The sequence below is a fragment of the Flavobacterium lacustre genome, from assembly GCF_027474525.2.
Classification (GTDB): domain Bacteria; phylum Bacteroidota; class Bacteroidia; order Flavobacteriales; family Flavobacteriaceae; genus Flavobacterium; species Flavobacterium lacustre.
Genome location: NZ_CP114882.2, coordinates 3,029,739 through 3,043,136 on the forward strand (window position 1 = coordinate 3,029,739; position 13,398 = coordinate 3,043,136).

General features: G+C 33.8%; 11 protein-coding genes. All 11 read left to right on the plus strand.

Translation table 11 applies throughout. From position 1 onward, the window contains the following. Positions 1–128 precede the first annotated feature (128 nt). Complete coding sequence (locus O6P34_RS13135; RefSeq protein ID WP_269684966.1) at positions 129–1,373, plus strand: site-specific integrase; 1,245 nt, start codon at positions 129–131, stop codon at positions 1,371–1,373. 106 nt (positions 1,374–1,479) lie between these two features. After that, a complete protein-coding gene (locus tag O6P34_RS13140; RefSeq protein WP_269684967.1) occupies positions 1,480–1,845 on the plus strand; it encodes a hypothetical protein in 366 nt (121 codons plus the stop codon). Between the two features lie 224 nt (positions 1,846–2,069). After that, a complete protein-coding gene (locus O6P34_RS13145) occupies positions 2,070–2,705 on the plus strand; it encodes a heavy metal-binding domain-containing protein (protein ID WP_269684968.1) in 636 nt (211 codons plus the stop codon). 62 nt (positions 2,706–2,767) lie between these two features. Beyond that, entirely contained in the window at positions 2,768–3,379 is a 612-nt protein-coding gene (locus O6P34_RS13150) for a DUF3347 domain-containing protein (protein WP_269684969.1), read from the plus strand. Position 3,380: 1 nt separating this feature from the next. Further along, complete coding sequence (locus O6P34_RS13155; RefSeq protein ID WP_269684970.1) at positions 3,381–3,851, plus strand: heme-binding domain-containing protein; 471 nt, start codon at positions 3,381–3,383, stop codon at positions 3,849–3,851. Positions 3,852–3,856: 5 nt separating this feature from the next. After that, positions 3,857–5,146 carry an efflux RND transporter permease subunit gene (locus O6P34_RS13160; RefSeq protein WP_269684971.1) on the plus strand — a complete coding sequence of 430 codons (1,290 nt, stop codon included), beginning with the start codon at positions 3,857–3,859 and terminating at the stop codon, positions 5,144–5,146. A gap of 1 nt (position 5,147) precedes the next feature. Next, a complete protein-coding gene (locus O6P34_RS13165; RefSeq protein ID WP_269684972.1) occupies positions 5,148–7,085 on the plus strand; it encodes an efflux RND transporter permease subunit in 1,938 nt (645 codons plus the stop codon). Then, a complete protein-coding gene (locus O6P34_RS13170) occupies positions 7,072–8,322 on the plus strand; it encodes a TolC family protein (RefSeq protein WP_269684973.1) in 1,251 nt (416 codons plus the stop codon). Before O6P34_RS13165 ends, O6P34_RS13170 begins: the two co-directional genes overlap by 14 nt. A gap of 2 nt (positions 8,323–8,324) precedes the next feature. Beyond that, complete coding sequence (locus O6P34_RS13175; RefSeq protein WP_269684974.1) at positions 8,325–9,572, plus strand: heavy metal-binding domain-containing protein; 1,248 nt, start codon at positions 8,325–8,327, stop codon at positions 9,570–9,572. Further along, the gene (locus tag O6P34_RS13180) at positions 9,572–10,792 is read left to right on the plus strand and encodes an efflux RND transporter periplasmic adaptor subunit (protein ID WP_269684975.1); all 1,221 of its coding nucleotides are present in this window, start codon (positions 9,572–9,574) and stop codon (positions 10,790–10,792) included. The genes O6P34_RS13175 and O6P34_RS13180 overlap by 1 nt, the downstream gene beginning before the upstream one ends. Positions 10,793–10,804: 12 nt before the next feature. Then, on the plus strand, positions 10,805–13,342 hold the full coding sequence (locus tag O6P34_RS13185; RefSeq protein WP_269684976.1) for a heavy metal translocating P-type ATPase: 2,538 nt from the start codon (positions 10,805–10,807) through the stop codon (positions 13,340–13,342). Positions 13,343–13,398 lie beyond the last annotated feature (56 nt).

Consider the following 13,398-nt stretch of genomic DNA (forward strand, 5'->3'; position numbering starts at 1 on the left):
ACCGATTTTTATCTCAACCTAGCATTCACAAGGCATTACAACCAGTTCAATGACCAGTTTAAAAATTGTACATCTTGTGTGTTAGTCTTATTAGAATTAAATTTAATAACAACTAAAAGGTTACCACGATGAAAACAAAAGTATCTATTCTCTTTTATGCAAAGAGAGCAAAAGCCAGTGTAAACGGTTTAGTACCTATCTACACACGTATTACAATCAATGGCAAAAGAATTGAATTAAGTTCCAACAGATTTGTAGAATTATCCAAATGGTCTACAGAAGCAGGCAAAATGAAAGGCAATTCAGAAGAAGCTCGTTCAATAAATAGCCATCTTGATATGTTGAAAATTCAAATCATAGATATGCAAATGGAATTAGTACACAAAAAAATTCCAGTAACAGCCGAAACTCTCAAAAGTAAAATTCTAGGAGTGGATGAAAGAGCAAGAATGCTAATCCCAATCTTCCAAGACCACAATAACAAAATCAAAGAATTGGTTGGTAAAGAATATGCACCAGGAACATTAGAACGTTATAAAACATCGTTGAGCCATACTATTGAATTCTTACAATGGAAATACAAAGTTTCGGATATCGAGATAAACAAAATAGATCACGCTTTTGTAACTGATTACGAATTTTGGTTGAGAAGTGTTCGGAACTGTGCCAATAACACCGCCGTAAAATACATCAAGAACTTCAATAAAATAATAAAGCTTTGTCTGGCCAATGACTGGCTAGACAAAAATCCATTTGCTAATTACAAATCGAAAGTTAAGGAGGTTGAGAGAGTTTATTTGTCTGAAGACGAAATTCAAAACATCATCAACAAAGATTTCAAAACAGAAAGATTATCGCTAGTGCGTGATATCTTTCTTTTTAGCTGCTTTACTGGTTTGGCATACATTGATGTCAAAAACTTAACAAAGTCGCATATAAGCATCGGTATTGATGGTGATAAGTGGATATTTACCCACAGACAAAAAACAGAAACCGCTTCAAAAATTCCAATCCTTCCAGTAACGCAAATGATAATTGACAAATACGCCAATCATCCAAAAAGTAATAATGAAGATAGACTACTTCCGATTTTAACAAACCAAAAAATGAATGCTTATCTCAAAGAAATTGCTGGCGTTTGCGAGATTGAAAAAGAATTAACCTTTCATATTGCCCGACACACTTTTGCAACGACTGTAACGCTTACAAATGGCGTTCCTATCGAAAGTGTAAGTAAAATGTTAGGTCATAAAAATTTAAGAACTACGCAGCACTATGCAAAGGTTTTAGATAAAAAAGTAAGTGAGGATATGAAGATTTTGAAGGATAAATTCAACTTATTAGCAACTAATCAAAAACAAAAAATAATTTGATAATCAATTTAAAAAATATATCAACAAACCAAACTAAATCTTTTTAACATATTATTAATGCTAAATTAATATAATTTGATTAATTTTGATGCAAATTAAAGTACAAATGAATAAGTTTCACATTTTAGTAATAGTTCTACTTGGTTTCTTCTTGATGCCAACCGTAACTTTTGCGTGTGGAGGTCATTCAGAAAAAAATTCTTGCAACAAAGAAACTTCAGCAAGTACAGAAAAAATGGATTGTTGCAAAAACGATAATCATTCAAAAAACAAGAACCACGATGGTTGCAATGGAAAATGTGGACACTCAAATTGTGTAACTACTTCAACTCAATTTAGTGCCGTTTTTTTCGAAATAAAATTCAACAACAATAACTTTGACTTTTCAGAAAAAAATCAAAATTATTTTAATTCAAAAGCTAATCTTTCTTCTGGCTTTTGTTCTCTTTGGCTTATACCAAAAATAAGCTAAATTAAATTTTGACAGCCAAAGGTGTGTCTAATTCTTAGCAGTTCCCTGCTATAAATCATTTATTTTATGGACTAATTAGTTTTTAATCATAGCATCCTGCTATTGATTGTTTCACTATGCTTTAGTCTGTTCAATAAAAAAATCAATTAATCTTAATTCGAAACAGAAGTTACCAATCGATTTTCCGATACGGGCAATACGCTGTTTCATAAATTCAAATACAAATGAAAAATTTAATCATTATACTAAGTCTGTTCTTAGCTGTAATCACTATAGCATCAGCACAAACAGCTACAAAAAAAGAAGATCCTAAAGTAGTTTATGTTTGTCCAACACATCCCGATGAAACGAATCCAATCGCTGGTAAATGTCCAATATGCGGTATGGAATTGACTAAAATCACTGAAAAAGTACCAACTAACGCTCTTAAAGGAAGCCAGCCTAAATACAAAACGGTAACTAAATATGTATGCCCTATGGATGGAGCAACTTCTGATTCTCCTGGAAAATGTTCAAAATGTGCAATGATGATGGAAAAAGTTACTGAAAAAGTGCCAACCCAAGCACTAAAAGGAAGTCAACCTATGACTAAATTAGTGACAAAATATGTTTGCCCTATGGATGGAACAACTTCTGAATCAGAAGGAAAATGTTCTAAATGTGGAATGGGAATGGTAAAAGTCACCGATACAATAGATGCCCATCCACAAAAAGGAAGCCAACCAAAAACTAAAATAGTGACTAAATATGTTTGTCCTATGGATGGATATACTTCTGATACAAAAGGCGAATGTCCCAAATGTGGAATGCAAATGACCGAAATGAAAAATCAAAAAAAGGAAGAAAACCACAAACATTAATTGCAACAAAAAATAATCCTATTAAAGTATAGAAAATTAATAATTCTTTAAAAAAAATGAAAATGAAAAATATATTTCTTTCAGCCATAGCAATGGCATTCGTACTGGTTTCTTGTAACAAAAAAAACAAAGAAGAGGCAACAACAAATACTTCTATGATGGAACACGATTCCTCAATGGTAATGTCAGATGGTTCAATGATGGATAAAAATTCCGAAAAGGCAACATCTGCTATGAGCTCAAATACTTCAATTGATGTGATTGTTGCTAATTATTTAAAACTAAAAAATGCTCTAGCAAACGATAACAGTAAAGAGGCTGCAAATTCAGGAAATGACTTACTGGCATCAATTGGGAAAGTAGATATGAATAGCATTTCAAAAGAACAAATGAAAACCTATATGGATATTGCTGATGATTTAAAAGAAAATGCAGAACATATTGGTGAAAACGCTGGTAAATTAGATCATCAAAGAGAACATTTTGTATTAGTAAGTAAAGACATAAATGATTTAATAGCAACTTTTGGTACTAATCAAAAATTGTATCAAGATTTTTGTCCAATGGCAGATGAAGGCAAAGGCGCTATATGGATAAGCGAAACCAAAGAAATCAAAAACCCTTATCTAGGTGCTAAAATGCCTACTTGCGGTACTATAAAAAAAGAATTCTAGAATGAAAAAAATCATCAAAAAAATACTTTTTATTGGGTTAATTATTTTTTTGTTGATGCAGTTATATCAACCTGCTCGAAACATTAGTTTTGAGCAGGATATAACTGGTAATTTTACAAAAGTGTATAATGTTCCTAAAAATGTTGAAATCATTTTGAGAACTTCCTGCTATGATTGCCATAGTAACAACTCCCATTATCCTTGGTACTCTTACATCCAACCAGCACGGTTTTTTATGGAAAGTCATATTAAAGAGGGAAAAGAAAATTTGAATTTTAATGAATGGGGAAATTATAGTAGCCGAAAGCAAAATAATAAATTAGATAGAATTGTCAAACAAATAAAGTCCGATGAAATGCCTTTGGCATCATATACTTTAATTCATAAAAATGCAATCCTTACAGCCACTCAAAAAAAAGAAGTATTGGATTGGATAAATAAAACAAAAGATAGTATTTCATCTCAAAATTAAAAATAATGGTAGAAAAATTAATAACATTCTCACTACGAAATAGAGCCGTTGTATTGCTGGTTTCAGCTTGCTTATTTGCTTGGGGAGTTTACAGCGTCCAACAAAACCCCATTGACGCCATTCCTGATTTATCCGAAAATCAAGTTATCGTGTTTACCGAATGGATGGGAAGAAGTCCACAGGTTATTGAAGCGCAGGTTACTTACCCGCTGGTTTCCAATTTGCAAGGCATTCCAAAAGTCAAAAATATTCGGGGAGCATCTATGTTTGGGATGAGCTTCGTGTATATTGTTTTTGAGGATGATGTCGATATATATTGGGCAAGAACTCGGGTTTTAGAAAGATTAAATTATGCACAACGATTATTACCTCAAAATGTAGTACCTACATTAGGCCCTGATGGTACTGGAGTGGGACACGTTTTTTGGTATCATTTAGATGCAAAGGGTATGGACTTGGGAGAACAACGAGCCATTCAAGATTGGTATGTGAAGTTTGCTTTGCAAACAGTTCCAGGAGTTGCCGAAGTAGCCTCTTTTGGAGGTTTTGAAAAACAATACCAATTGGTGTTGGATCCACTAAAAATGCAGTACTATAATGTAAGTATGATGGAAGTGATGAATGCCGTCAAAGCTAATAACAACGATGTCGGTGGTAGGAAATTTGAAATGAGCAATATGTCATATATTATAAGGGGGCTAGGCTATATAAAAAACATAAAAGATGTAGAAGACATTGCTATTAAAAACTATAATTCCGTTCCGGTAAAAGTTAAAGATATTGGTTCAATACAAATGGGTGGCGATTTGAGACTAGGTATTTTTGACGAAAATGGCACTGGCGAAGTTGTTGGCGGAATTGTGGTAATGCGTTATGGAGAAAATGCTGACAAAGTAATTAAAGCAGTAAAAGAAAAAATGAAAGAAGTGGAGAAAGGATTACCTGAAGGAGTTACTTTCAAAACCTCTTATGACAGAAGCGAATTGATTGAAAAAGCAATCGAATCAGTTAAAGGAACGTTAATCGAAGAAATGATTGCCGTTTCTATCATTGTGTTACTTTTTCTTTTTCATTGGCGAAGTGCCTTAATTATTTTGATACAAATACCTATATCCGTTGCAGTTGCATTTATATTTCTGCAAGCTTTTGGTATATCTTCCAATATTATGTCACTGACAGGAATTGCTTTGGCAATTGGCGTTTTGGTTGATGATGGAATTGTAATGGTGGAGAATGCTTACAGGACAATTTCGGAGAAACAGGAAGAAATGGATAATAACCAACAAGCTACTTAAAATGAAAGATAAACTAAAAAAAATATTCAAAAAAGAAAACGATCCGTTAACTCCTGAAGATAAGTTGAAGCTTATAGAAAGCTCTTCTAAATTAGTGGGACCAGGCGTTTTTTATTCAACCATAATTGTAATTGCTTCATTTTTACCCGTATTTCTTCTCACAGGAATGGAAGGCAAATTATTTAGTCCATTGGCTTGGACAAAATCGTTTATACTAATTGTGGATGCATTTTTTGCCATTACGCTAACTCCTGTATTGATTAGCTTTTTACTAAAAGGCAAACTTCGTACAGAAAACAAAAATCCAATAAATAGAAAATTGGAAAGTATTTATACTCCCATTTTAACTCTTTGTTTAAAATGGAGAAAAACAGTTTTAGCAATTAATATTGTAGCGCTGTTAATTGGGGTATTAATGTTTACTCGTTTAGGTTCAGAATTTATGCCTCCACTCGATGAAGGTTCCATTCTTTTTATGCCAGTAACTTTACCTGATGTGTCAAATTCCGAAGTGAAACGAATTTTGCAGGTTCAGGACAAATTGATAAAATCAATTCCTGAAGTGGCTCACGTGTTGGGAAAAGCAGGAAGAGCCAATACGGCAACGGATAACAGTCCAATAAGTATGGTAGAAACAATTATTTTGCTTAAACCACAACAAGAATGGAGAGAAGGCAAAAAGAAAGCTGATATTGTTAATGAAATCAACAATAAATTGCAAATACCCGGGGTAACGAATGGCTTTACACAGCCAATTATTAATCGTATCAATATGCTTTCAACTGGTATCAGAACAGATGTAGGAATAAAAATTTACGGAGCAAGTTTAGATACAATTAATGTTTTGGCTCAAAAAATTAAAAAAACATTGGAAGGAACTTCGGGAGTTAAAGATTTGTATGCTGAACCAATAACAGGCGGAAAATATATTGATATTGAAGCAAAAAGAGACGTTATTGGCAGATATGGATTAACCATAGACGACATTAATAATGTGGTTGAAGCTTCTATTGGAGGTATGAAACTAACAACAACTATAGAAGGAAGACAACGTTTTTCTGTCAACGCACGATATGCACAAGAATACAGAAATAGCCTTGAGGCTTTAAAAAAACTGCAAGTGCAAACAATGCAATTTGGACCAATACCATTAGAAACTGTTGCCAATGTAAAAATAAGTGATGGCCCTCCAATGATAAATAGCGAAAATGCAATGCTACGTGGAACTGTGTTGTTCAACGTTCGGGAGCGTGATTTAGGAAGTACTGTAAAAGAAGCACAGAAAAAACTGAATGCAATGATGACTAAAATGCCAAAAGGCTATTATGTGGAATGGAGCGGACAGTGGGAAAATCAAATCCGCGCAAACAAAACATTAAGTTTGATTCTACCTATTGTTGTTGTCATTATTTTTCTCATTTTGTATTTTACTTATCGCTCTATGAAAGAAGCATTAATCACAATGATTACAGTTCCCTTTGCATTAATTGGGGGTATTTTTATGGTTTATTTCTATGGAATTAATTTGTCGGTGGCAGTTGCGGTAGGGTTTATAGCCTTATTTGGTCTTGCTGTCGAAACAGCGATGTTAATTACCATTTATTTGAATGAAGCGATGAACAAAATGGTCGAAAAACACGGAAACAGTTCCGAAACCATTACCGAAGAAATATTGAGAGAATACATTATTGATGGTTCAGCCAAAAGATTGCGACCCAAACTGATGACAGTTTCTGTTTCATTATTTGGATTAATCCCTATTCTTTGGGCAACTGGAACAGGTGCTGATGTGATGCTTCCCATTACCGTTCCACTTATTGGAGGTACCATTACCTCCACAATTTATGTATTATTAGTAACCCCTGTTGTTTTTGAAATGTCAAAACTTCGTGAATTAAAAACAAAAGGTAAAATAGATCTTATAGATGCAAAACATTAAATTTTATATCGTAATAAGTTGTTTGATTTTAAGCTTTAATATGAAGGCGCAAACACTTTCCTTGGATAATGTATTGAGTACAATCAAAACAAACAATCCTCAACTAAAAATGTACGATGCCGATATTCAAAGTATGGATGCAGCTGCAAAAGGAGCTAAAAGCTGGATGCCCCCTCAAGTGGAAACAGGTTTTTTTACGACTCCTTATAATACCAAAATGTGGAAAGCAGATGGAACATTTCCTGGAATGGGGATGTATATGCTGGGCGTTACGCAAATGATACCAAATGCTTCCAAGCTAAAAGCTGATTCTAATCTTATGAAGGCAATGTCTTCTGTTGAAAAAGAAAACAAAAACTATACAATTAATCAATTGATAGCATTGGCAAAAACAAATTATTATCAATGGTTGGTTTTAAATAAAAAAATAAAAATAGCCGATGATAATTTGTTGCTTTTAGACTATATGATTAAAAGTATGGAAATACGTTATCAGTATAATATGGATAAATTACCTACTTATTACAAAGCAAAATCGCAATACAGCGCATTAGAAAGTATGATTCTAATGTTGCAAAATGACATTTCACAAAAGCGAATTATGCTGAACACTTTGATGGCAAGAGATAAAAACACCAAATTTGAAATTGATGAAACCTACGAAATAAAAGATTTTAATTCGGCAATATCGGATACAACTTCTCTTTCTAAAAACCGAAGCGATGTGAAAGCCATCGAAAAAACGATGGAAATAAATCAGCTCAAAATTGTGGCAGAAAAAACAAAATTATTGCCCGAGTTTGGTATAAAATACGATCATATGTTTGCTTTTGGCGAACAACCTCAACAATTTACTTTAATGGGAATGATTACTATTCCAATGCCTTGGTCAACCAAAATGAATAAAGCCAATATCAATAGTTTTCAAATTAAAAATGAAAGTCTGAACTGGCAAAAACAAATGATTTTGAATGAAGCTACAGGAATGATTTCGGGTATGACCAATGAATTGAACACTTTAAAAAAACAATACGAGGTTGCACAAAAAAGTATAATTCCTGCCCTTAAAAGCAATTATGAAACTGCAATTTTAGCTTGGCAAAACAACACTGGAGATCTTTTTGCCACTCTTGATGCGTGGGAAGCATTAAATATGGCTCAAATTGATGCGTTAGATAAATTGCAAAGGATTTTGGCAGCACAAGTAGAAATTGAAAAACAATTAGAAACCAAATAATTATGAACAAGTATATAAAATATGGTTTAGCTTTTATCGTAATTTCCATTATTGGAATTGCAATCTATTTATTTGCAATAAAATCAGACAATCATTCAGAAATGGGACATCAAAACGAGATTTACACTTGTTCAATGCATCCACAAATCATTAGAGATAAACCCGGAAATTGTCCCATTTGCGGAATGACTTTAGTAAAAAAAATAACGGAGAATAATTCAGTTGAAGATAATTCAATCGACAATCTTATAAAACCTACCGACAATTTTATAGTAGGAAATTATCAAACGACAACGGCAATAGACACTACTTTGAGCAGTGAAATAAATCTACCAGGAATTGTGGGGTATGATCCCAATTCATCGGTAAATATTGCAGCTCGAATGAGCGGAAGAATTGAGCGAATGTATGTCAATTATAAATATCAAAAAGTAAATAAAGGACAAAAACTATTTGATTTATACAGCCCTGAATTACTGACGGAGCAACAAAACTTCATTTATATGGTCATTAATGATGTTGAAAACCCTTCAATTATTGATGCCTCAAGACAAAAATTATTGCTATATGGAATGACTCAAAATCAAATAAATGCGCTGTCTAATTCCAAAAAAGTAAACCCGCTAATAACAATTTATAGTCCTGCTTCCGGGATTATTGATGGAACAGCAACGATGGATAATACAACTATTCCTGTGATGCAAAGTGCGAATAACAACACTGAAGTTTTGAATGTTAAAGAAGGGAGTTATATAAAAAAGGGAGAAGTCATTTTTAAACTATTAAATACGGATAAAGTATGGGGAATATTCAATGTTATCCAAGGATACAATAGTCTAATCAAAGCCAATCAATCCATCAGAATTACTTCCGAACTTGACAAAGATGAATTTATGGATGCAAAAATAAATTTTGTCGAAACACAATTAAACGCAGCTGATAAAACCAATAGAATTCGAGTTTATTTAAATAACAATAAATTGAAATTACCAGTTGGTTTGCGATTGCAAGGCGCAGTGAAAACAAATGCCGTAAAAGGAATTTGGATTCAAAAACAGGCAATGGTAAGTATTGGAAACAAGAAAATAGTTTTCTTAAAAATGGAGAATGGCTTTAAGGCATCGGCCATAAAAACAGGAATTGAAATAGATGATTTTATCCAAATTATTGAGGGCATTTCAGTAAAAGACACCATTGCCAAAAACGCACAATATTTAATTGACAGCGAAAGCTTTATTAAAACCGAATAATGATGAAGACAATAAAAAAAATAAGTGTATTATCAATACTATTTATGGTAATGGTGGCTTGTAATACTAAAGAAAAAGAAGACCATAGCAAACACAATAAGAGTGCAGCAACAACATTTTACACTTGTTCAATGGATCCACAAGTCAAGGAGGACAAACCCGGAAAATGCCCTATTTGCCATATGGAGTTAACCCCAATAAAACAAGATGACACAGAGGCTAATGAAATAAGTTTGAGTAAACAGCAAATACAACTGGGAAATATCACTACCCAAACTATTTCAGAAACCCAAAGCAGTTTAGAGCAAAATTATACGGGAGTCCTGACAATTAATCAAGAGAAAATCAAAACCATTTCTTCAAGAGCAATGGGAAGAATTGAAAAGTTGTACTTCAAAACCGTCGGCGATTATGTGGCTAAAAATCAAGCCGTATATCAATTGTATAGCGAAGATATTGCCATTGCTAAACAGGATTATTTCACGGCATACAAACAACTATCAATGCCTGGCGATTTTGGAAAGAATGCCCGAAATATGCTCAATGCAGCAAAACAAAAGCTGCTATTCTTTGGTTTAACCAATGCCCAAATTGAAAGTTTAAAAACCGGTAAAGAGGTTTCTCCTTATACCATTTTTTATAGCACTGCCAGTGGAACAATATCGGAAATAAGTACCACAGAAGGCAGTTATGCAATGGAAGGTTCTAGCATCATTAAATTGGCGGATTTAAACAGTCTTTGGTTAGAAACACAAGTAAACGTAAACTATGCCAAGAATCTAAAAATAGGACAAAAAGCCCAAATAACGTTTGCCGATTTTCCTGATAAAACCATAAATGCGCAAGTTTCTTTTATCAATCCGGAAATAAATCCAGACACGCGTCTACTTTTAATTCGATTGGAAATACCAAATCCAAATTTGCAATTAAAACCGGGGATGCAAGCGATGGCAAAATTAACACAATCCAATTTAAAAGGATTGTATATTCCTGTTGATGCAGTTATCAGGGAGGAAAACGCTTCCTATATTTGGGTTGAAAAAAGACCGGGAGTATTTGAAAACCTAATGGTCGAAACTGGAATAGAAACCAATGGAATGATAGAAATAAAATCAGAAATAGACAGTACAAAAAAAGTGGTAATTACTGGTGCCTATGCTATAAACAGTGAATATAAATTCCGAAAAGGCAGTGACCCAATGGAAGGAATGAAAATGTAAATATTAAAAATTATGACACATACATATATTATTTCAGGAATGACTTGTGATGGTTGTCGCACCAAAGTCGAAAAAACATTGAATGCTGTTGAGGGCATTGAAGCAAAAGTTTCATTAAATCCGTCTATAGCCACTATAACAATGGAAAAACACATTCCATTAGCACAGTTGCAAGAAGCATTATCTGCCGTTGGAAAATACACCTTAGAAGTGACTAATGGTAAAACTCCACAACAAGTAACAACCAATGAAGATGCAGCAAAATCTTGTTGTTCTAAGCATTCCCACAGCGATAAAACGGAAATCAATGTTCCTGTTAATACAAGTGGCAAATACTACTGTCCTATGCATTGTGAAGGCGAAAAATTATATGACAAAGCGGGTGACTGCCCCGTATGCGGTATGGATTTAGTAAAAGCCCCAGAGTTGACGGTTAGCAAAGCCTTATATACTTGTCCAATGCATCCCGAAGTAATTAGTGAAACGTCGGGTTCTTGTCCAATTTGTGGTATGGATTTGGTGCCAATGGAACCAAGTGATAATGAAGACCAAAAGACGTATAAGGATTTGGTAAAGAAAATGAAAATTGCTGTTGTATTTACTGTTCCTATTTTCACCATTGCTATGATAGAAATGGTACACAATAATCCTTTACTTCAAATAATGGATGCCTCAAAATGGAATTGGGTGCAATTAATATTATCGCTTCCGGTAGTATTTTATGCCTGCTGGATATTCTTTGTTCGTGCATTCAAGTCTATTGTTACTTGGAACTTGAATATGTTTACCCTTATCGGAATTGGAACTGGAGTTGCTTTTTTATTCAGTTTAGTAGGAATGTTTTTTCCTAATATTTTTCCAAACGAATTCAAAACGGAAACTGGAACAGTACTGCTCTATTTTGAAGCTACAACTGTAATATTAACTTTAGTTTTATTAGGTCAACTTTTAGAAGCTAGAGCGCACAGCCAAACAAGTGGTGCAATCAAAGAATTATTAAAACTCGCTCCAACAGAAGCAACTTTAGTTATTGATGGAAACGATAAAGTAATATCCATTCAGGACATCAAAAAAGGCGATTTATTGCGAGTAAAACCAGGAGACAAAATTCCAGTTGATGGAAAAATAACCGATGGCGAAAGCAGTATAGACGAAGCAATGATAACTGGTGAACCTATTCCAGTTGATAAAAAGAAAGATGATAATGTAATTGCAGGAACTATAAACGGTAACAAATCCTTTGTAATGATAGCCGAAAAAGTAGGTTCTGAAACTTTGCTTTCTCAAATTGTTCAAATGGTAAATGATGCCAGTCGTTCAAGAGCACCTATTCAAAAATTAGCCGATAGTATTGCTAAATATTTTGTTCCCATTGTAGTCATTATTTCGGTAGTAACATTTTTCGTTTGGGCAAAATTTGGACCAGAACCAGCTTTGGTTTACGGTTTTATAAATGCAATTGCGGTTTTAATTATTGCTTGTCCTTGTGCATTGGGTCTGGCTACTCCAATGTCAGTAATGGTAGGTGTTGGCAAAGGCGCACAATCGGGAGTTTTGATTAAAAATGCTGAAGCTTTGGAAAATATGAATAAAGTGAATGTTTTAATTACAGATAAAACAGGAACCATTACTGAAGGAAAGCCATCAGTTGAAAAGATATTTGCATCAAACAATAACGAAAATGATTTGTTACAAAGCATCGCTTCATTAAACCAATACAGCGAACATCCATTGGCACAAGCAGTAATCAATTATGCCAAATCCAAAACCGTTTCATTAATTGAAGTCAAAGATTTTGAAGCCGTTGCAGGAAAAGGCGTGACTGGAACTGTAAACAATAGAAAGATAGCATTAGGAAATAAAAAACTAATAGAACAAGTAAAAGCAACTATTGCTGACGATTTAGAAAGCAAAATTATTGCCGAGCAGAAACTAGGAAAAACCGTTTCATATATTGCTGTTAATGGCGTTGCAGTTGGTTTTGTATCAATTACCGATGCAATTAAAATATCTAGTAAAGAAGCCATAAAAGAATTAATGCGTCAAGGAGTTGAAGTAATTATGCTTACTGGCGACAATGTAAATACAGCCAAAGCAGTTGCCGATGAATTAAACTTATCATCCTACAAAGCAAGTTGTTTACCCGAAGACAAATTGAACGAAATAAAACGCTTACAATCCGAAGGGAAAATTGTAGCAATGGCAGGCGATGGTATAAATGATGCACCCGCACTAGCACAAGCAGACATTGGAATTGCGATGGGAACAGGAACTGATGTAGCTATTGAAAGTGCAAAAATCACTCTAGTAAAAGGCGATTTACAAGGCATCGTAAAAGCCAAGAATTTGAGCCACGCTGTAATGCGAAACATCAAACAAAACTTGTTTTTTGCTTTCTTCTATAATGTTTTAGGAGTTCCAATTGCAGCGGGAGTTTTGTATCCATTTTTTGGAGTTTTATTATCGCCAATGATTGCAGCTTTAGCAATGAGTTTTAGCTCGGTTTCTGTAATTGTAAATGCTTTGCGATTGAGAAATTTGAAACTATAGAAAAATATAAATCAGGCAACAGTGATACTGAAGACCGGGCAACAGCGTAACTGACG

Excerpts from the sequence above, each read along its gene's own strand:
- O6P34_RS13155 (WP_269684970.1), top strand. The coding sequence starts at position 3,381 with ATGAAAAAAATCATCAAAAAAATACTTTTTATTGGGTTAATTATTTTT.
- O6P34_RS13170 (WP_269684973.1), top strand. The coding sequence starts at position 7,072 with ATGCAAAACATTAAATTTTATATCGTAATAAGTTGTTTGATTTTAAGC.
- O6P34_RS13145 (WP_269684968.1), top strand. The coding sequence starts at position 2,070 with ATGAAAAATTTAATCATTATACTAAGTCTGTTCTTAGCTGTAATCACT.
- O6P34_RS13185 (WP_269684976.1), top strand. The coding sequence starts at position 10,805 with ATGACACATACATATATTATTTCAGGAATGACTTGTGATGGTTGTCGC.
- O6P34_RS13180 (WP_269684975.1), top strand. The coding sequence starts at position 9,572 with ATGATGAAGACAATAAAAAAAATAAGTGTATTATCAATACTATTTATG.
- O6P34_RS13140 (WP_269684967.1), top strand. The coding sequence starts at position 1,480 with ATGAATAAGTTTCACATTTTAGTAATAGTTCTACTTGGTTTCTTCTTG.
- O6P34_RS13160 (WP_269684971.1), top strand. The coding sequence starts at position 3,857 with ATGGTAGAAAAATTAATAACATTCTCACTACGAAATAGAGCCGTTGTA.
- O6P34_RS13135 (WP_269684966.1), top strand. The coding sequence starts at position 129 with ATGAAAACAAAAGTATCTATTCTCTTTTATGCAAAGAGAGCAAAAGCC.
- O6P34_RS13150 (WP_269684969.1), top strand. The coding sequence starts at position 2,768 with ATGAAAAATATATTTCTTTCAGCCATAGCAATGGCATTCGTACTGGTT.
- O6P34_RS13165 (WP_269684972.1), top strand. The coding sequence starts at position 5,148 with ATGAAAGATAAACTAAAAAAAATATTCAAAAAAGAAAACGATCCGTTA.
- O6P34_RS13175 (WP_269684974.1), top strand. The coding sequence starts at position 8,325 with ATGAACAAGTATATAAAATATGGTTTAGCTTTTATCGTAATTTCCATT.